This window comes from Nonomuraea sp. NPDC005692, from assembly GCF_040631115.1.
GTDB lineage: Bacteria > Actinomycetota > Actinomycetes > Streptosporangiales > Streptosporangiaceae > Nonomuraea.
On record NZ_JBEXYU010000025.1, the window covers coordinates 1 to 18458 of the forward strand.

16 protein-coding genes, 2 tRNA genes and 1 riboswitch are annotated in these 18458 nt (G+C 68.9%); of the genes, 8 read left to right on the forward strand and 10 right to left on the reverse strand.

What is annotated here, in order from left to right; all coding sequences use genetic code 11:
* Positions 1-413: 413 nt before the first annotated feature.
* The 6 genes from ABZ459_RS36775 to ABZ459_RS36800 all read right to left on the reverse strand — a co-directional run bounded on the left by ABZ459_RS36775 (position 414) and on the right by ABZ459_RS36800 (position 8681).
* Positions 414-2978, reverse strand: coding sequence for a valine--tRNA ligase (locus ABZ459_RS36775; protein ID WP_357980444.1), 2565 nt, complete (start codon positions 2976-2978; stop codon positions 414-416).
* Between the two features lie 72 nt (positions 2979-3050).
* The gene (clpX, locus tag ABZ459_RS36780; RefSeq protein ID WP_185067261.1) at positions 3051-4334 is read right to left on the reverse strand and encodes an ATP-dependent Clp protease ATP-binding subunit ClpX; all 1284 of its coding nucleotides are present in this window, start codon (positions 4332-4334) and stop codon (positions 3051-3053) included.
* Positions 4335-4518: 184 nt separating this feature from the next.
* Positions 4519-5142, reverse strand: coding sequence for an ATP-dependent Clp protease proteolytic subunit (locus tag ABZ459_RS36785; protein ID WP_352323604.1), 624 nt, complete (start codon positions 5140-5142; stop codon positions 4519-4521).
* Positions 5143-5153: 11 nt separating this feature from the next.
* Positions 5154-5786, reverse strand: coding sequence for an ATP-dependent Clp protease proteolytic subunit (locus ABZ459_RS36790; protein WP_352323605.1), 633 nt, complete (start codon positions 5784-5786; stop codon positions 5154-5156).
* Between the two features lie 476 nt (positions 5787-6262).
* Complete coding sequence (gene tig / locus ABZ459_RS36795) at positions 6263-7648, reverse strand: trigger factor (protein ID WP_357980449.1); 1386 nt, start codon at positions 7646-7648, stop codon at positions 6263-6265.
* 166 nt (positions 7649-7814) lie between these two features.
* Positions 7815-8681: a helix-turn-helix transcriptional regulator gene (locus ABZ459_RS36800; protein ID WP_352360394.1), complete on the reverse strand. Its 867-nt coding sequence runs from the start codon at positions 8679-8681 to the stop codon at positions 7815-7817.
* 232 nt (positions 8682-8913) lie between these two features.
* Here ABZ459_RS36800 and ABZ459_RS36805 point away from each other — a divergent pair, with 232 nt between their 5' ends.
* Positions 8914-9405: an ATP-binding protein gene (locus ABZ459_RS36805; RefSeq protein ID WP_357980452.1), complete on the forward strand. Its 492-nt coding sequence runs from the start codon at positions 8914-8916 to the stop codon at positions 9403-9405.
* 14 nt (positions 9406-9419) lie between these two features.
* Here the strand turns inward: ABZ459_RS36805 and ABZ459_RS36810 are convergent, their stop codons facing one another.
* Both ABZ459_RS36810 and ABZ459_RS36815 read right to left on the reverse strand, forming a co-directional pair.
* The gene (locus ABZ459_RS36810; RefSeq protein WP_357980455.1) at positions 9420-9920 is read right to left on the reverse strand and encodes a DinB family protein; all 501 of its coding nucleotides are present in this window, start codon (positions 9918-9920) and stop codon (positions 9420-9422) included.
* A 90-nt stretch (positions 9921-10010) separates the two neighbouring features.
* A tRNA-Pro gene (locus ABZ459_RS36815) sits at positions 10011-10087 on the reverse strand.
* A gap of 89 nt (positions 10088-10176) precedes the next feature.
* Between ABZ459_RS36815 and ABZ459_RS36820 the strand changes: the two genes are divergently transcribed.
* Both ABZ459_RS36820 and ABZ459_RS36825 read left to right on the forward strand, forming a co-directional pair.
* Positions 10177-10247, forward strand: a tRNA-Gly gene (locus ABZ459_RS36820).
* Positions 10248-10326: 79 nt separating this feature from the next.
* On the forward strand, positions 10327-10956 hold the full coding sequence (locus tag ABZ459_RS36825) for a uridine kinase (protein WP_357980458.1): 630 nt from the start codon (positions 10327-10329) through the stop codon (positions 10954-10956).
* On the opposite strand, the gene ABZ459_RS36830 is transcribed toward ABZ459_RS36825, so the two are convergent.
* The gene (locus ABZ459_RS36830) at positions 10910-11548 is read right to left on the reverse strand and encodes an HAD family phosphatase (RefSeq protein ID WP_357980461.1); all 639 of its coding nucleotides are present in this window, start codon (positions 11546-11548) and stop codon (positions 10910-10912) included. The two genes, ABZ459_RS36825 and ABZ459_RS36830, sit on opposite strands and share 47 nt — an antisense overlap.
* 95 nt (positions 11549-11643) lie before the next feature.
* Between ABZ459_RS36830 and ABZ459_RS36835 the strand changes: the two genes are divergently transcribed.
* The 4 genes from ABZ459_RS36835 to ABZ459_RS36850 all read left to right on the forward strand — a co-directional run bounded on the left by ABZ459_RS36835 (position 11644) and on the right by ABZ459_RS36850 (position 16233).
* Positions 11644-12954 (forward strand): TrpB-like pyridoxal phosphate-dependent enzyme, encoded by a 1311-nt coding sequence (locus ABZ459_RS36835; protein ID WP_357980464.1) that lies wholly within the window; start codon positions 11644-11646, stop codon positions 12952-12954.
* A gap of 254 nt (positions 12955-13208) precedes the next feature.
* On the forward strand, positions 13209-13988 hold the full coding sequence (locus ABZ459_RS36840) for a DeoR/GlpR family DNA-binding transcription regulator (RefSeq protein ID WP_357980467.1): 780 nt from the start codon (positions 13209-13211) through the stop codon (positions 13986-13988).
* A complete protein-coding gene (gene galT, locus ABZ459_RS36845) occupies positions 13985-15055 on the forward strand; it encodes a galactose-1-phosphate uridylyltransferase (RefSeq protein WP_352323614.1) in 1071 nt (356 codons plus the stop codon). Before ABZ459_RS36840 ends, galT begins: the two co-directional genes overlap by 4 nt.
* A gap of 68 nt (positions 15056-15123) precedes the next feature.
* Positions 15124-15262, forward strand: a riboswitch (cyclic di-AMP (ydaO/yuaA leader).
* Positions 15263-15267: 5 nt separating this feature from the next.
* Positions 15268-16233, forward strand: a complete 966-nt coding sequence (locus ABZ459_RS36850) for a hypothetical protein (RefSeq protein ID WP_357980471.1) — start codon at positions 15268-15270, stop codon at positions 16231-16233.
* Positions 16234-16247: 14 nt separating this feature from the next.
* On the opposite strand, the gene sigJ is transcribed toward ABZ459_RS36850, so the two are convergent.
* On the reverse strand, positions 16248-17156 hold the full coding sequence (gene sigJ, locus ABZ459_RS36855) for an RNA polymerase sigma factor SigJ (protein WP_357980474.1): 909 nt from the start codon (positions 17154-17156) through the stop codon (positions 16248-16250).
* Between the two features lie 150 nt (positions 17157-17306).
* Here sigJ and ABZ459_RS36860 point away from each other — a divergent pair, with 150 nt between their 5' ends.
* Positions 17307-18452 (forward strand): amidohydrolase family protein, encoded by a 1146-nt coding sequence (locus ABZ459_RS36860; RefSeq protein ID WP_357980477.1) that lies wholly within the window; start codon positions 17307-17309, stop codon positions 18450-18452.
* The last annotated feature ends 6 nt before the right edge of the window (positions 18453-18458 follow it).

The window sequence follows — 18458 nt, forward strand, 5'->3', positions numbered from 1 at the left end:
AGGAATCCGTCCATCCGAAGATTTGGACGGGGTTATGCATGTGTTTCATGCACTGGCTTTTAACACACTGTTGAGTTCTCAAGAAACGGACGCGTACTTCCTCACCAGAACCCATTCCCGGATCCTCGTTCAGAGGCGCTCACATTTCATTTCCTTCAGTCTACCAGATCCGGACGATTCTTGTCAAACCGCCCGATCCGGGAGCTTCCGGACCTGCCCCGTTTCGGAGCAACCCTGCTAACTTACTCTAACTTCCGGCCTTTGTCCAACCGCCAGGTCAGACAGCCCGAAAGTCGGGGTTGATCAGAAGGGGTGTCGGTGCCGATCGGCCCCGCGTTGAAAACTCTAGCAGCCCTGAGGACGTCGAAGGTCCATCTTCGGTAACGAATGGACCTTCCCCGCGTTCGTATGGTCTAAACACCGAGCCCGGACAGCTGTGCCTCAAGGCGCGCGATGTCCGCGGCGGCCTGCTCGGCCCGGCCCCGGACCTTGGCGACCACGTCGTCGGGCGCCTTGGACATGAACTGCTCGTTGCCCAGCTTGCCGGCCGCCTGCGCGGCTTCCTTCCGGGCGGCGGCAAGATCCTTCTCCAGACGCTTGCGCTCGGCCACGACGTCGATGGCGCCCGCAGTGTCGATCTCCACGGTCACCGCGCCCACGCTGAAGCGCGCTGTGGCGTTGAACGTCTCAGCCGGCTCCGTCAGCCGCAGCAACGCGCGGATCGCCCTCTCCTGGGCCTCCAGCGGCGTGCCGGACAACCCCAGACGGGCGGCCACCTTCTGGCCGGGCTTGAGCCCCTGATCGGAACGGAACCTGCGGACCTCGGTGACGAGCTCCTGCAGAGCGTCGATCTCGGCCTCGGCCGCCGGATCCGTGTAGCGGGCGTCGCTCTGCGGCCAGGGGGCGACGACGATCGACTCGCCACCCGTCACCGCCCGCCACAACTCCTCGGTGACGAACGGCACCAGCGGATGCATCAACCGCAGCAGCGCGTCGAGCACGTGCCCGAGCACGAGCCGGGTGTGTTCGAGCCCCTCCCCGAGCTGAATCTTGGCCAGCTCCAGGTACCAGTCGCAGACCTCGTCCCAGGCGAAGTGGTAGAGCAGGTCGGAGGCCTTGGCGAACTCGTACTCGTCGAAGGCCGCGTCGGCGGCGCTCACCACGGTCTGCAGGCGCGAGAGGATCCAGCGGTCGGCCGCGGTGAGCTCGAGCCCGTCGAGCGAGCCCACCGCCGCGCCGTTCATCAGCGCGAACCTGGTGGCGTTCCAGATCTTGTTGCAGAAGTTGCGCGAACCGGCCGCCCATTCCTCGCTCACCGCCACGTCGGCGCCGGGGTTGGCGCCGCGCAGCAGCGTGAAGCGGGTGGCGTCGGCGCCGAAACGCTCGACCCAGTCGAGCGGGTCGACCACGTTGCCGAACGACTTCGACATCTTCTTGCCGTACTGGTCGCGGACCATGCCGTGCAAGGCCACGGTCTGGAACGGCGGACGGCCGTCCATGGCGTAGAGGCCGAACATCATCATCCTGGCCACCCAGAAGAACAGGATGTCGTAGCCGGTGACGAGCACGGAGGTCGGATAGAACTTCTCCAGCTCCGGGGTGGAGTCGGGCCAGCCGAGCGTGGAGAACGGCCAAAGCCCGGAGGAGAACCAGGTGTCGAGGACGTCGGAGTCCTGGGTGTAACCGGCCGGCGGCTCCTCGTCGGGGCCGACGCAGACGACCTCGCCGCCCGGGCCGTACCAGACCGGGATGCGGTGGCCCCACCACAGCTGGCGGGAGATGCACCAGTCGTGCATGTCGTCGACCCAGTCGAAGTAGCGCTTGGCCAGCTCCGGCGGGTGGATGCGGGTGCGGCCGTCGCGCACGGCGTCGCCGGCGGCCTTGGCCAGCGGCGAGACGTTGACGAACCACTGCAGCGACAGCCGCGGCTCCACCACGGTCTTGCAGCGCGAGCAGTGGCCGACCGAGTGCAGGTAGGGGCGCTTCTCGGCGACGATGCGGCCCTCGGCGCGCAACGCGGCGACCACGGCCGGGCGCGCCTCGAAGCGGTCGAGCCCCAGGAAGGGGCCGTGGGCGGTGATGACGCCGCGTTCGTCCATGACGGTGAGGGACGGCAGCGAGTGACGGCGGCCGATCTCGAAGTCGTTGGGGTCGTGGGCCGGGGTGACCTTGACCGCGCCGGTGCCGAAGGCGGGATCGACGTGCTCGTCGGCGACCACGGGGATCATGCGGCCGGTCAGCGGCACCTCGACCATCGTGCCGATCAGGTGGGCGTAGCGCTCGTCGGAGGGATGGACGGCCACGGCGGTGTCGCCGAGCATGGTCTCGGCGCGGGTGGTGGCCACGACGATCTCGTCGGAGTAGCGGATCGAGACCAGCTCGCCCTCGTCCTCGCTGTGCTCGACCTCGATGTCGGACAGCGCGGTCAGGCAGCGCGGGCACCAGTTGATGATGCGCTCGGCGCGGTAGATGAGCCCGTCGTCGAAGAGCTTCTTGAAGATGGTCTGGACGGCCCGCGACAGCCCCGGGTCCATGGTGAAGCGCTCGCGCTCCCAGTCGACGCCGTCGCCCAGCTTGCGCATCTGGCCGAGGATCCTGCCGCCGGACTCCTCCTTCCACCCCCACACGCGCTCCACGAACGCCTCGCGGCCCAGGTCGTGGCGGGACAGGCCCTGCTTGGCCAGCTCGCGCTCCACGACGTTCTGGGTGGCGATGCCGGCGTGGTCCATACCGGGCAGCCACAACGTCTCGCGGCCCTGCATGCGGGCGCGGCGGGTCAGCGCGTCTTGGACGGAGTGGTCGAGCGCGTGGCCGATGTGCAGGACGCCCGTCACGTTGGGCGGAGGGAGGACGATGCTGTACGGCACGCGCGAGCTGCCCGGGTCGGCGTGGAAGTAGCCTTCGGACACCCAGCGCTCGTAGCTACGGGTCTCGACGTCGGCCGGCGTGTATTGGGTGGGCAGCTCTTGCGTGGTCACAGTGACCAATTCTAGGGAGCCGGACAAGCGAAACGCCCCCGGGTTGAATCCCGGGGGCGTTTCGTAAGACGGTCAGGCCGACTTCTCGCGCGGCGTGCGCTGCTGCTTGGCGGCGAGCTGGTCGCGCGGGACGAGCGTCGGGATCGCGTGTTCCAGCACCGACTCGCGGGTGATGACCACGCGGGCGACGTCCTGGCGGGAGGGCACCTCGTACATGACGGACTGGAGCACCTCCTCCAGGATGGCGCGCAACCCGCGGGCGCCGGTGCCGCGCAGGATGGCCTGGTCGGCGATGGCCTCCAGGGCGCCGTCGGTGAACTCCAGCTCCACGCCGTCGAGCTCCAGCAGCTTGCGGTACTGCTTGACCAGCGCGTTGCGGGGCTCGGTGAGGATCTGGATGAGGGCCTCGCGGTCGAGGTTGTGAACCGAGGTGATGACCGGCAGACGGCCCACGAACTCGGGGATCATGCCGAACTTCAGCAGGTCTTCGGGCATCACGTCGCCGAAGATGTCGGCCGTGTCGACCTCTTCCTTCGAGCGGATGATGGCGTTGAAGCCGATGCCCTTCTTGCCGATGCGCGACTCGATGATCTTCTCGAGGCCGGCGAAGGCTCCACCGCAGATGAACAGCACGTTGGTGGTGTCGATCTGGATGAACTCCTGGTGCGGGTGCTTGCGCCCGCCCTGCGGCGGCACCGAGGCCGTCGTGCCTTCGAGGATCTTCAGCAGCGCCTGCTGCACGCCCTCGCCGGAGACGTCGCGAGTGATCGACGGGTTTTCGCTCTTGCGGGCGATCTTGTCGACCTCGTCGATGTAGATGATGCCCGTCTCGGCCTTCTTGACGTCGTAGTCGGCGGCCTGGATGAGCTTGAGCAGGATGTTCTCGACATCCTCGCCGACGTACCCGGCCTCGGTGAGGGCCGTCGCGTCGGCGATGGCGAAGGGCACGTTGAGCATCTTCGCCAGAGTCTGTGCGAGGAGAGTCTTTCCCGACCCGGTCGGCCCGAGCAGCAAGATGTTGCTCTTGGCCAGCTCAAGGCCGTCGTCTCTACCCCGGTCGCCGGACTGCACCCGCTTGTAGTGGTTGTAGACCGCCACCGAGAGCGCCTTCTTCGCCTTGTCCTGTCCGATGACGTAGGCGTCGAGGAACTCGTAGATTTCCCTCGGCTTGGGCAGGTTGTCCCACTTGAGCTCGGAGGACTCGGAGAGCTCCTCCTCGATGATCTCGTTGCAGAGATCGATGCACTCATCGCAGATGTAGACGCCTGGACCGGCAATGAGCTTTTTGACTTGCTTCTGACTCTTCCCGCAGAAAGAGCACTTCAGCAGGTCTCCCCCGTCGCCGATGCGTGCCACCCCAGATACTCCTTTGCGTGGGACCGCCCTGCTCACGCGAGCAGTGTCTCCGGACATCCTCCGGACTAGGCCGAACCGCTCAGGTTTCGACGTTACCGTCTTCTGGGCCCTCAGTGAGCCCCCTAGCGGCGAGTCGCACCGGAACGTGCCCTATTGGGCAGCGCTCCGGTGCGTCACATCTCAACTAGGAAGCGACGGCCTGAGCTCGTTTCTTCCTGGTCGGGATGATGTCGTCGATCAGACCATACGCCTTTGCCTCGTCCGCGTTGAGAATTTTGTCGCGTTCGATGTCCTTGCGGATGTCGGCGGAGGCCTTGCCCGTGTGCTTCGCCACGATGTCCTCGAGGAGGGATCGCATGCGGAGGATCTCGCGGGCCTGGATCTCGATGTCGCTTCCCTGGCCACCGCCCTCGGTGGAGGGCTGGTGGATCAGCACCCGGGCGTTGGGCAGCGCGAAGCGCTTGCCCGGGGTGCCGCCGGCCAGCAGCACGGCCGCGGCGGACGCGGCCTGGCCGAGGCAGACGGTCTGGATCTCCGGCCGGACGAACTGCATCGTGTCGTAGATCGCCGTCATGGCCGTGAACGAGCCGCCGGGCGAGTTGATGTAGATGCTGATGTCACGGTCGGGGTCGAGCGACTCCAGCGTCAGCAGCTGGGCCATCACGTCGTTGGCCGACGCGTCGTCGATCTGCACTCCGAGGAAGATGATGCGGTCCTCGAAGAGCTTGTTGTACGGGTTCATCTCCTTCACGCCGTAGGACGTGCGCTCGACGAAGGAGGGGAGAACGTAACGGCTCTGGATGTTCATGTCAGCTCCCCCTAGGAGACCGGGCCCACGGAGGGCACCTGCCGCGCGCTGCGCACCACGTGATCGATGAAGCCGTAGTCCTTCGCCTCCTCGGCCGTGAACCAGCGGTCACGGTCGGAGTCGGACTCGATCTGGTCCAGCGGCTGCCCGGTGTGGAAGGCGATCCGCTCGGCGAGCGTCTTCTTCACGTAGAGCATCTGCTCCGCCTGGATGGCGATGTCGGCCGCGGTGCCGCCGATGCCGCCGGACGGCTGGTGCATCATGACGCGGGCGTGCGGCAGGCCGTAGCGCTTGCCGCGGGCGCCGGCGGTGAGCAGGAACTGCCCCATGGAGGCGGCCATGCCCATCACCACCGTGGACACGTCGTTAGGCACATATTCCATCATGTCGTAAATCGCCATACCGGCACTCACCGAGCCCCCCGGCGAGTTGATGTACAGCGTGATGTCGCGCTCGGGGTCGTCGGCCGCGAGCAGCAACAGCTCGGCGCAGATCCGGTTGGCGATCTCGTCGTTGACCTCCTGACCGAGCACGATGATGCGCTCACGCAGCAGGCGCTGGTAAAGCTGGTCCTCAAGCCGGAAGGACGAGCCGTTCTCACGGCCTCGCGACTCAGGCTGATAGAAGGTCGGCGGGCTGGTCACAGCGTCACCTTCCGATGCGTCGTAAGTGATTGGCTTTGCTTGTGACCTTAACGCGCGACGCCCACAGGTCATGCCCGGTCCCCCGTACTGTTCGCTGACGGCGCAGGTCTGGGTGACCGGTCTTCTGTCAGCCTACGCCGTTCCTCCACGTCCAGCTCGTGGTCCGGCTCTGTGGGCGTTTCGGCGGGGATGGTTCCGTGCTGATGGGGCTCGTGGAGCTTGTGGGGTTGCGTACCGGTGGACGCCGTCCCGTGGCGGGGAAGCGGTCGCGCGGGCGGTGGCGGTGAGGGGCTGTCAAGGCTTCGGAGGGCGGTCCCCGCACCTGAGGGACCGACCGCGCCCCGCGGGATCGTGAGGAGCCTTCTGGGCGCGTACACGCGCTCGGTCGCCTTGAGGACGCGCATGGCGCGCCGCCGAGGCCGGAAGACGCCGAAGCCCCCGGACCCATGGGGTGCGGGGGCTTCGGGGAAGGAAGGTCAGGCTTCGGCCTTCTCCTCGGACTCGGCGGCCTCGTCGGCCTCGTCCTCGACCGGGGCGCCGTTGATCTCGGCGTAGATGGCCTTGAGGTCGACCTCGTTGCCCTCGCCGTCGACGACCTTGGCGGCGTCGCCCAGGACGGACTTGGCCTTGTCACGGACGATCTCGACCATGGCCAGCGTGAGCTGGTCGTTGTCGGCCAGGTGCTTGGCAAGCTCGTTGGGCTGGACGCCCATCTCCATGGCGCGGCGCACCACGAAGTTGGTCAGCTCCTGCTCGTTGACGCCCAGCTCCTCGGCCTTGACGATCTTGTCAAGCACGAAGCCGACCTTGAGCGCCTTGGCGGAGTTGCTGTCGAACTCGGCGAAACGCTCCTCCTCCGTCGTCTGGTAAAGACGGAAGAAGGCGTCACGGCTCAGGCCGCTCTCGGCGATCTGGTGGTCGAGGTTGTGCTTGCGGGCGTCGACCTCGGCCTTGAGCGCGCTCTCGGGCAGCGGGATGTCGATCTTCTCGAGCAGCGCGTCGAGGGCCTTCTCGCGGGCCTGGACGACCTGGTCGATGAGCTTGTTGCGGCGGGCCTGCTCGCGGATGCTGGCCTTGAGCTCGTCGAGCGTGTCGAACTCGCTGGCGAGCTGGGCGAACTCGTCGTCGAGCTCGGGCAGGACCTTCTCCTTGACCGACTTGACGTTGATGATCACGTCGGCCTCCTCGCCGGCGTTCTCGCCGCCGACGAGCTCGGTCTTGAAGCTCTTCTCCTCGCCCGCGGACATGCCCGCGAGGGCGTCGTCGAGGCCCTGGAGCACCGAGCCGGCGCCGACCTCGTAGGAGACCTCGCTGGCCTGCTGCTCCTCGATGTTCTCGCCGTTGATCTCGGCGCGCAGGTCCATCACCACGAAGTCGCCGTTGGCGGCCGCGCGCTCGACGCCGGTCAGCGTCGCGAAGCGCTGGCGCAGCGAGTCGAGCTGGGCGTCGACGTCTTCGTCGGAGACCTCGGCGGAGTCGACGGTGATCTCGGCGCCCTGGTAGTCGGGCACCTCGAAGTTGGGCCGGATGTCGACCTCGGCGGTGAACTCGATCTGCTCACCGTCGTCGATCTTCGTGACCTCGATGTCGGGCTGGCTCACCGGGAACACGTCGACCTCGTCGACGGCCTGGCCGTAGAGCTTGGGCACCGCGTCGTTGAGGGTCTCCTCCAGCACTACCGCCCGGCCGAAGCGCTGCTCGATGATGCGGGCCGGAACCTTGCCAGGCCGGAACCCGGGGACGCGCACCTGCTGCGCGACCTTCTTGTACGCCGCATCCATGCTCGGGCGCAGCTCTTCGAACGGCACCTCGACGGTGAGCTTGACCCGGGTCGGGCTGAGCTCCTCGACAGCGGTCTTCACGGAATGGTCTCCTTGATCAAGCTACGAGTGATCGCGGGCGCGTCCATTCGGTACGGCTCACGCGCCGCGCCCACATGAGCGGCGTTGGGCATGCTCCGCCACGGCGGGATCCAACGCCGATGGCCAGTCTAGGGCAGATGCGTACCGAACAACGACGCCGTCGCCGTCAGAACTCCTCGGCGATCGTCCGCAGCAGATCGATCGTCTCATCAGGAGTGGTGCTCACGGCGCACAGCCGCTCCATGACCTCTGTGTATCGGTCCACGTCCTCACGCTTGTCCAGGTACAGCGCACTGGCCAGTTGCTCGACGTAGACGACGTCGGGCAGGTCGCGGTCGGGGAAACGCAGGATGCTGAAGGCGCCGCCCTCGGCACTGTGACCGCCGAAGCTGAACGGCATGATCTGGATGGTGATGCTGGGCTGCCGCATGAGGTCGATGAGGTGTTCGAGCTGGGCGCGCATGACCTCGACGCCGCCGATGGGCCGGCGCAGCGCCGCCTCGTCGATGACGGCCCAGAAGACGGGGCCGTCCGGCCGGTCGAAGATGCGCTGGCGTTCGAGCCTGAGGTCGACCCTCCTGGCGATCTCCTCCGCCGCGATGCCCGCCGCTCCGGCGGTGACGACCGCCCTGGCGTACTCCTTGGTCTGCAGCAGTCCCGGCACGAACTGGACCTCGTAGGTCCTGATCCGGGCGGCGGCCTCCTCAAGGCCGACGTACGCCTGGAACCACGTGGGCAGGACGTCGTTGAACCGGTGCCACCAGCCGGGTTCGTTCGCGGTGGCCACCAGGTCGAGGACGGCGGCTCGCGCCTGCGGGTCCACGACGCCGTACAGGGTCAGCAGGTCGGAGACGTCACGTTCCTTGAACCCCACCCGGCCCAGTTCCATGCGGCTGATCTTGGATTCGGAGCCTCTGATGAGGTGGCCCGCCTCCTCGCGGGTGACGTTCTTCGCCTCCCTGAGCTTTCGCAGCTGGGAGCCCAGGAGGATGCGCAGCGCCGTCGGCCCGGAACCCGGCTGGTTCTGCGTCACTTTGCCTCCTATCAAGGTCCGCACACACAGTGACACCACATTGCCGGGTATGACAAGGTCTCAACCTCGTGTCCGATTAGGAGAGATTTGCCCCAAAAGGCGCATGCTGTTGCACATTGCAGCTGCACGTGCATTTGGGTCTTGCAGCCGCCGCGTTCGTGACCCATGATGGCTTAGTGCATTGTGGGCCAAACATGCACTAAACCGAGGGCTACGGGGAGGTATCGGCGGCATGGTGGAGGATCCTCTGGCCACTGCCGATTGCCTGCAGATCACCCGTGAGGTGGGGTTCGACCACCTGCTCAAGGGTGGGAAGCCGAACACGACCGCGTGCCCCCTGCCCTTCCAGGCCGACTCGGTGAAGACCGCCAGGGACGTGACCCGCTCCACGCTGCGGGGATGGGGCCTGCACGAGCTGAGCGACGACGCCGCGCTCGTGGTGTCCGAGCTGGTGACGAACGCCGTCAGGTACGCGATGTACGCGGCCGGCCGGCGGGAGATCGAGCTCTTGCTGATGCGCGTGTCGCCGCACGTGCTGCTGGCGGTGGCGGACCCGAGCGACGAGGTGCCGCGCCGCAAGGAGCCGGACTTCATCTCCGAGAACGGACGCGGCCTCTACATCGTCGAAACCTACAGCCAGTGCTGGGGCTGGGACCCGCTCGACCGCGGCGGCAAGGCCGTGTGGGCGTTGTTCCGCGCCGAAGAGGGCGCCGAAGAGGGCTGAGCCCCCGCCTGCCGCTACTCGCCGGTGGCGCCGTCGATGCGCTCGCGCAGCAGGTCGGCGTGGCCGTTGTGGCGCGCGTACTCCTCGATCATGTGGACGAGGATCCAGCGATGGGTGCAGTCCTGGCCGTTACGGTCGCCCACGGCGTCGAGGGGCTTGGCGGCCGAGATGGCGCGGGCGCGCTCGATCTCGTCCTGCCAGGTGGCGAACGCCTCCTCCACCGAGGCGTCGTCCACGTCGTTGAAGTCGGCGTCGTTGTCGACGTCCTTGTTCCAGAGGCGGGGGATGTCCTCGCCGTTCAGCACGCGGCGGAACCAGACGCGCTCCACGTGCGCCAGGTGCCGGACCAGGCCGAGCAGCGACATGGTGGACGGCTCGGCGGAGCGGAGCCTGAGCTGCTCGTCGGTCAGGCCGGCGCATTTGACGGCCAACGTGCCGCGATGCCATTCGAGCCAGTTGTCGAGCATGGCCCGTTCGTCGCCGGCGAAGGGAGGGGGTACACGATTGTCTGTCACGCCTCGACCTTAGTGGGCAGTTCGTCCGGCTTCGGCGTGCGTCCTGGAAAGGCAAGAGGCCCCCTCCGTGTCGGAGAGGGCCCGCTGACCTGGTCGGGGCGACAGGATTTGAACCTGCGACTTCTTGCTCCCAAAGCAAGCGCGCTGCCAAGCTGCGCCACGCCCCGCCTCGCCGGGTGCGCATGCGCTCCGTTACTCCGGTACGCTTACGCCCTGACGACCGGATGAAGTCTAGACCAGAGTTCGACCGGTTCGCGCGGACGTAGCTCAATGGTAGAGCCCTAGTCTTCCAAACTAGCTACGCGGGTTCGATTCCCGTCGTCCGCTCTCGTAGGCGAAAGGCCAGGTCATCCCCGGTTCGGGGGGCCTGGCCTTTTGTGATCTTCGGGGGCGTAGGCTGGCGTCGATGCGTGCACGTCCGATCTCCCGGGAGGCGCTCGTCGAGGAGCTGGCCGAGCTCGTCGCCGCGCGGCCCAGGGACGCCTGGGTGCGGGTGGCGGTCGACGGGGCGCCCGCGGCGGGGCCCGGCGCGCTGGCCGACGAGCTGGTCGCGCCCCTGCGGTTGCGCGGCCGGCCCGTGCTGCGGGTGTCGGCGGACGACTTCCTGCGGCCGGCCTCGCTGCGGCTGGAGCACGGCCGGACCGATCCCGACGTCTTCTACGAGGACTGGCTCGACGTCAAGGGCCTGCTGCGCGAGGTGCTCGAACCGCTGGAGCCGGGCGGCTCGGGGCGGGTGCTGCCGGCGTTGTGGGACAGCGGGATCGATCGCGCGTACCGGCTGCCCTACCGGGAGCTGGCGCCGGGCGGGGTGGTGCTCGTGGACGGGACGCTGCTGCTGGGGCGGGGGCTGCCGTTCGAGGTGAGCGTGCACGTGTGGCTGTCGGCGGGGGCGCTGGCGCGGCGCACCCCGCAGGACGAGCGGTGGCGGCTGCCGGCCTACGAGCGGTACGAACAGGAGGTGCGCCCCCAGCGGGCCGCCGACGTGGTGGTCAGGGCCGACCATCCGGACCGGCCGGCGGTGCTGACGGACGGCTGAGCCCGAGCAGCGCGTCCAGCTCGGCGACGGCCTGGGCGTTCGAGGTGAAGCGCACGGCGTGCAGGCCGGCCGCGCGGGCGCCCTCGACGTACGGCTCGTGGTCGTCGAGGAACACCGTGGCGGCGGGGTCGGCGCCGAGGACGTCGCAGGCCATCAGATAGATGCGCGGGTCCGGTTTGCGCATGCCCGCCTCGTGCGAGTAGACGATGTGGTCCACCAGGCCGGCGTAGCCGTACGCGGCCTGTTCGCGTTCCCTGGCGCCGACGAAGCTGTTGCTCACCAGGCCCGTGCGGTAGCGCGGACGCAGGGCGCCCAGGTACGCCATGAGCTCGGTGTTGGGGGTGCCGAGGTACTCCGTCCAGACGTCGGCCATGAACGCCCCGGCGTGCGCGCCCAGCAGCTCGGCCACCTCGGCGCCGGCCTGCTCCTCCGTCACCTCTCCGACCGCGCCGGCCAGCCAGGTCGGCTCCAGGTGGGCGTCGATGTGACCGGCGGGCAGGCCGAGCCGGTCCTCCCACCTGGCCGTCACGCCCAGGGACGGCGTCAGCTCCAGCACCCCGCCGATGTCGAACACGACCGCATCGATTTTCATACGCTCCTCCTGTGAACTGTTTCAACCAAGGTAAAGAAGGAACGTGTCCGCGTCCATACCCTTGACGGCTCACAGGGGCGGCTCAAACTGAAACGGTGATCCCTGGCAACTGGTACAACATCGTTCCCGATCTTCCCGTGCCGCCTCCGCCGCCCCTGCACCCCGGCACCCGCCGTCCCGTCGGGCCGGACGACCTCGCGCCGCTGTTCCCCATGGAGCTCATCGCGCAGGAGGTCAGCGGCGACCGCTACGTGCCCATCCCCAAGGAGGTCATCGACGTCTACCGGCTGTGGCGGCCCACCCCGCTGATCAGGGCGCACCGGCTGGAGAAGGCGCTCGACACGCCGGCCCGCATCTACTACAAGTACGAGGGCGTCTCACCGGCCGGGTCGCACAAGGCGAACACCGCCGTGCCGCAGGCGTACTACAACGCCAAGGAAGGCGTGCGGCTGCTGACCACGGAGACCGGCGCGGGACAGTGGGGGTCGGCCCTGGCGTTCGCCTGCGCCCAGTTCGACATCGAATGCCGGATCTGGATGGTGCGTGCGTCCTACGACCAGAAGCCGTACCGGCGCTCGCTCATGCGCGTGTACGGCGCCACCGTCCACCCCAGCCCCTCCCCCCTCACCGGCGCGGGCAGCAAGGCGCTGGCCGACGACCCCGCCTCCCCCGGCAGCCTGGGGCTGGCGATCAGCGAGGCGGTCGAGGTGGCCGCCGCGAACCCCGAGGCCCGGTACGCGCTCGGCTCGGTGCTCAACCACGTCCTCATGCACCAGACGGTGATCGGCGAGGAGGCCCTGGCGCAGCTGCCCGAGCTGCCGGACCTGGTCATCGGCTGCACCGGCGGCGGCTCCAACTTCGCCGGCCTCGCCTTCCCCTTCCTGCGCGAGAAGCTGGCCGGACGGATCGGCACTCGGTTCAGGGCCGTCGAGCCGGCCGCCTGCCCCTCGTTCACCCGCGGCGTGTACGCCTACGACTTCGGCGACACCGCCGGGCTGACTCCGCTGCTCAAGATGCACACCCTCGGGCACTCCTTCGTCCCCGACCCGATCCATGCCGGCGGGCTGCGCTACCACGGCATGGCGCCGCTGCTGTCCCACATGTACGAGCTGGGGCTGTTCGAGGCGGTGACCCGTACCCAGAGCGAGTGCTTCGAGGCGGGCGTGCGCTTCGCGCGTACCGAGGGCATCGTCCCGGCCCCCGAGCCCACGCACGCGCTGGCCGAGACCATCGCCGAGGCGCTGCGCTGCAAGGAGAGCGGCGAGGAGAAGGTGATCCTCACCGCGCTGTGCGGGCACGGCCACTTCGACCTGACCGCCTACGACCGCCACCTGGCCGGCGAACTGGAGGACTACACACTTCCGCAGGAACGCCTCGACCAGGCGCTCACCGAGCTGCCCGGCTGAGCTGACAACGGGTGGCCGCGGGATCGCGGCCACCCGTGTTCAGTTCGCGTTCGGGCGCTTCCCGTGGTTCGCCTTCTTCTTCTTGCGCCCCCTGCCCTTGCGTGCACGTTTCGCCATGGGCTCACCTCCGACGGTCGGGATCGTGACCTACAAGGTCTCCCCTGCCCGCGCGTCGCACAAGCGATACGCCGTGACCTAACATTCCTCAACAAACTCGTGTCATAATTTGGTGGAATCTGTTGGAAGGGGTGGGCGTGCTCGCACAGCAGCGTCAGCAGACGATCCTGGAACGCGTGCGCAGCAGCGGCGGCGTCCGGGTGGCCGACCTCGTGCGCGAGCTCGGCGTCTCCGACATGACGATACGCCGTGATCTTGAGGTGCTGGCCGAGCGCGGGCTGCTGGAGAAGGTCCACGGCGGCGCGACGGCCCTTGGCCCTGGCTCGACCGAGGAGCCGGGCTTCACCGCCAAGTCCGCCCGCCAGCAGCAGGAGAAGGAAGCCATCGCGCGGCACGCGGCCACCCTCGTACGGCCGGGCACCGCCGTGGCGCTCTCCGCCGGCACCACCACGTGGGCGCTGGCCCACCACCTGGTCACGGTGCCCGAGCTGACCGTGATCACCAACTCGATCCCCGTCGCCGAGGTCTTCCACCGCAACCCGCGCGCCGACCGCACGGTCGTGCTGACCGGCGGCGTGCGCACGCCCTCCGACGCGCTCGTCGGCCCCGTGGCGGTGGCGGCGATCCGCCGCCTGCACGTGGACACGCTCTTCCTCGGGGTGCACGGCATGAGCCTGCGCGCCGGGTTCACCACGCCCAACCTGCTGGAGTCCGAGACCGACAGGGAGCTGGTGGCCGCGGCGCACCGGCTGGTGGTCCCCGCCGACCACACCAAATGGAACACGGTCGGCATCAGCACGATCGCCGAGCTGACCGAGGCCGACGTGGTCATCAGCGACGCGGGGCTGCCCGAGGAAGCACGCACCGAGCTGGCCGAACGGGCCGGAGAACTGATCATCGCGGAGGGCACGCCTTGAAGCGCACCATCACCCACCTGGCAGACGGCCGAGAGCTGATCTACTTCGACCGGCGCGACGACGCCGACCGGAGCGCGATCGACCGGCGGCCGCTCGACCCGCGGCCGGTGGCCTCCGAGCTGCGCTACGACCCGCTGACCGAGGAGTGGATCGCGATCGCCGGCCACCGGCAGACGCGGACGTTCCTGCCGCCGGCCGACGAGTGCCCGTTGTGCCCGTCGTCCGACACGCGGGCGTCGGAGATCCCGGCCCACGACTATGACGTGGTGGTGTTCGAGAACCGCTTCCCCTCTTTCTCCGGAAATTTTGGGACTTATGGGGATGTCGGCGGCCTGAGTGAGGTGCGACCGGGTGTCGGGCGGTGTGAGGTGGTCTGTTTCACCTCCGACCACTCCTCCTCCTTCTCCAGGCTCTCCAACGCCCAGGTCAGGCTGGTCATGGAGGCGTGGGCCGACCGGACGGCCGAGCTGTCCGGCATCGAGGGCGTCGAGCAGGTGTTCTGCTTCGAGAACAGGGGTGAGGAGATCGGCATCACGCTCCCCCACCCGCACGGGCAGATCTACGCCTACCCCTACGTGACCCCGCGCACCAAGCTCCAGCTCGGGGCCGCCTCGCGGCACACGGGCGGCAACCTGTTCGCCGACGTGCTGGCCGCCGAGCGGGCCGCCGGCACCCGGGTGGTGGCCGCCAACGAGCTCTGGACGGCGTTCGTGCCGGCCGCCGCGCGCTGGCCGTTCGAGGTGCACGTGTATCCGCACCGGCAGGTGCCCGACCTGGCGGCGCTGTCGGAGGAGGAGCGGGCCGCGTTCGCACCGCTGTACACCTCGGTGCTGCGCGCGCTCGACGCGCTGTTCGGGGTGGCGATGCCGTACATCTCGGCCTGGCACCAGGCGCCGGTGCGGTACGGCCGCGAGCTGGCCTACCTGCACCTGGAGCTGTTCAGCATCAGGCGGGCGCCAGGGAAGCTGAAGTACCTGGCGGGCTCGGAGTCGGCCATGGGCGCCTTCGTCAACGACGTGCTGCCGGAGGAGGCGGCACGCATGTTGCGATCACGGATTGATCACTAATTGGTTTCTCATTAAAGTCGCATGACTCGTGATCTACCACTAATATCCCGTTAGACATCGGCCATAACGGCCGTTGTACGCCTAATCCCGGGCGTGTTGCCCGGGAGCCGGGGACCCATCGCATCCGGGGTGAATCCGCGCAAGTGGTAGGGACTGCTCCCGTGCCCGAACCCGTCAGCTAACCCGGCCGGCAGAGGGAGAGGAACAACCACGTGGCGGCTTCGTCCCCCGCGAGTCTTGCCGTCGGTCTCATCACCGCCACCGCCCTGCTCGTCCATCCGGCCGCCGCGTCAGCCGCCGTCTCGGCCGCGCCCAAGCCGTCGGAGGCGCAGCTGCGGGCCCAGCTCAAGCAGCTCAACCGCAAGGTCGACAAGCTGATCGAGACGTACAACCTCAAGCGCGTCGAGCTGGCCAAGGCGCAGCAGGCCGCCACCGCGGCCCAGCAGCGGCTCACCGCCGCCGAGCAGGCGGTGGCCACGGCCGAGCAGCGGGTCGCCGAGATCGCCCGGCTGCGCTACCAGAACGGCGACACCTCCCTGCCGGCGTTCATGATGACCCCGGACGGCGGCGGCGCGGCCGTGCTCGAACAGCTCACCGCCGAGCAGCAGGCGGTCGTCGACAGCGTGGCCAAGGCCCGCGACGACCAGAAGAAGGCCGCCACGGCCGCCGCCGCGCTCGCGACGGAGCTCAAGACGGGCACGGCGGAGGTGGCCGAGCAGCGCGACGACGCCCAGGACGTCATCGACGACATCAAGAAGAAGCTCCAGGACCTTGTCCCGTTCGGGCCGGGCAAGAAGTCCGACGGGAGCTGGGCGCCCGAGCTGCCGTCCGGCTCGGACAACATCACGCCGCGCACCCAGCTGATGCGGGCGCAGGTGCGGAAGAACTTCTCGCTGCCGTACGAGGTGGGCTGCTTCCGGTCCGGCTCCAGCGGCGAGCACCCGCTCGGCCGGGCCTGCGACTTCATGATGAGCACGGGCGGCACCATGCCGAGCGCCGTCAACAACGCCCTCGGCGACCGCCTGGCCGACTGGGCGCTGAAGAACAAGGCCAAGCTGGGCGTCAAGTACGTGATCTGGAAGCAGCGCATCAACCAGGGCTCGGGCTGGCGCTCGATGTCCGACCGCGGCAGCATCACCGAGAACCACTACGACCACGTGCACATCTCGATGAACTAGCCGCGTCCGGCGGCTCAGCGGACGCCGGTGAGCTTGTCGGGGTTGGTGACCGAGTAGACGGCGGCGATCCGGTCGCCCTCGGGCGTGAGGTCGACGACGACCACGGCCAGCGGGCCGTCACCGGAGAAGACGAGCGCGCACGGGTCGCCGGCCACCCGCCGGTAGCGGAGGTCCACCGCGCCCGGGGGCAGCGTCGCGGCGACGGACATGAACAGCGCGGCCACCCGGTCCCGGCCGTGGACCGGGTGCAGGCTGGTGGCGGGTCCCTTGCCGCCGCCGTCGGTCCACAGGGTCACGTCCGGCGCCAGCACCTCCAGCAGCGCGCGCAGGTCGCCGCCGAGGGCGGCCGCGGCGAACCGTTCGGTCACCTCGGCGTGGACGTCGGGTTCGGTCCGGTGACGAGGACGGCGAGCATGGACGTGGCGGCGCGCACGGGCCGCGAGCTGCCGGACCGCTGCCGGCGTACGCCCGAGGATGTCGGCCGTCTCCGGATGGCTGAAGCCGAACACCTCGTGCAGCACGAAGACCGCTCGTTCCAGCGGTGACAGGGTCTCCAGCACGACCAGCACCGCCATCGACAACGACTCCCCGCTCCCGGCGGCGCCTCCGGCGTTGTCCGAGGCCGTGACCAGTGGTTCCGGCAGCCAGGCGCCGACATAGGTCTCCTGGCGGCGGCTCAGGTCCGCCCGCCGGGCCAGCGCCTGGTTCACCGCGATCCGCACCAGATAGGCCCGGACGTTCTCCACGGTTCCGGCGTCCGACCTGCGGTGCCGGGCCGACCAGGCCAGCCACACCTCCTGCAGTACGTCCTCGGTGTCGGCGACGCTGCCGAGCATGTTGTAGACCACGGAGAACAGCAGTTCGCGGTAGCCGAGGAACTGCTCGGTGGCGGCGTCGGCCGGGTGCCGCGGGGTCGGTGTCATGGCGTGCCTCCTCATCTGTCGCAACCGAAGAGTCCCGTCGCGCGGCGATTGTGACATGACCGCATCAAGCGTGATCTATGCCACTCATGTCACAGTTCCCGGCCGCTTGCCCCTCTGTGGTGGCGTCACGACTCACAAGGGAGAGCTTCGATGCGTACATTGATCCGCGACGTCAGGGTGTTCGACGGCGAGCACACCATCGCGACGGCCGACGTGGTGATCGAGGACGGTCTCATCGCCGCTGTCGGCACCGGCGCGGACCACCCGGCCGATGCCGAGGTGGACGGCACGGGCCGGACGCTGCTGCCCGGCCTGATCGACGCGCACACCCACGTGTTCGACGGCAGCCTGGCCCAGGTCCTGCGGTACGGGGTCACCACCGAGCTCGACATGTTCTGCCTCCCGCAGATCCTCGCCGGGCAGCGGCGGCTGGCCGCCGAGAACGACGACGTGGCCGACCTGCGCAGTGCCGGCACGCTGGCCACCGCGCCGGGCGGGCACCCGACCCAGCTGCTGGCGGCCCTGGCGGGCACCGTCCTGGACGGGCTCGACGTCACGGCGATCGACTTCGTCGCCGATCCCGCGCAGGCGCCGGCGTTCGTCCAGGCCAGGGTGGCCGAGGGGGCCGACTACCTCAAGATCGTCATCGACGACGGCGCCGTGCACGGGGCCGACCTCCCCGTCATGACGGCGGAGGTCGCCGCCGCCCTGGCCGCGGCGGCGCACGAGGCGGGCCTGCTGGTCATCGCTCATGCGATCACCGCCGCCGAGGTGGAGATCGCGCTCGACGCCGGCGTCGACGGCCTGGCGCACGTGTGGACCGACCTGGCGCCGGACGACCCGGCCTCGCCGTGCCTGGCCGACCGGGTACGCGACCAGGGGGTCTTCGTGGTGACCACGCTGGCCTACTTCGAGGCGATCACCGCCCAGCACGTCGAGACGGCCGACTGCGCCCGCCCCGGCAGCTCCGCCAACGCCGTCGACGCGCTGCGGGCCCTGCGCCGCGCGGGTGTGCCCCTGCTCGCCGGGACCGACGCCACCCCGTTCGTGCCTGCCCACGGCGCCGGCCTGCACCGCGAGCTGCAGTTGCTCACCGAGGCCGGGCTCGGCGCCGAGGAGGCGCTCGCCGCCGCGACCAGCGTGCCCGCCCGGCACTTCGGGCTGGCCGACCGGGGCCGGATCGCCCCCGGTCTCCGCGCGGACCTGGTGCTGGTCGAAGGCGACGCCACCCGGGACGTCACCGCCGTCGGCGACATCGCCGAGGTATGGCGTCGCGGGGTGCGCCAGACCCGGTAGTCAGTG

What these genes read in the sequence shown, in the direction of transcription:
- ABZ459_RS36785 (WP_352323604.1), bottom strand. Translation starts at nt 5,142, where the DNA reads ATGAACATCCAGAGCCGTTACGTTCTCCCCTCCTTCGTCGAGCGCACG.
- ABZ459_RS36805 (WP_357980452.1), top strand. Translation starts at nt 8,914, where the DNA reads ATGGTGGAGGATCCTCTGGCCACTGCCGATTGCCTGCAGATCACCCGT.
- ABZ459_RS36825 (WP_357980458.1), top strand. Translation starts at nt 10,327, where the DNA reads ATGCGTGCACGTCCGATCTCCCGGGAGGCGCTCGTCGAGGAGCTGGCC.
- ABZ459_RS36830 (WP_357980461.1), bottom strand. Translation starts at nt 11,548, where the DNA reads ATGAAAATCGATGCGGTCGTGTTCGACATCGGCGGGGTGCTGGAGCTG.
- sigJ (WP_357980474.1), bottom strand. Translation starts at nt 17,156, where the DNA reads ATGACACCGACCCCGCGGCACCCGGCCGACGCCGCCACCGAGCAGTTC.
- ABZ459_RS36860 (WP_357980477.1), top strand. Translation starts at nt 17,307, where the DNA reads ATGCGTACATTGATCCGCGACGTCAGGGTGTTCGACGGCGAGCACACC.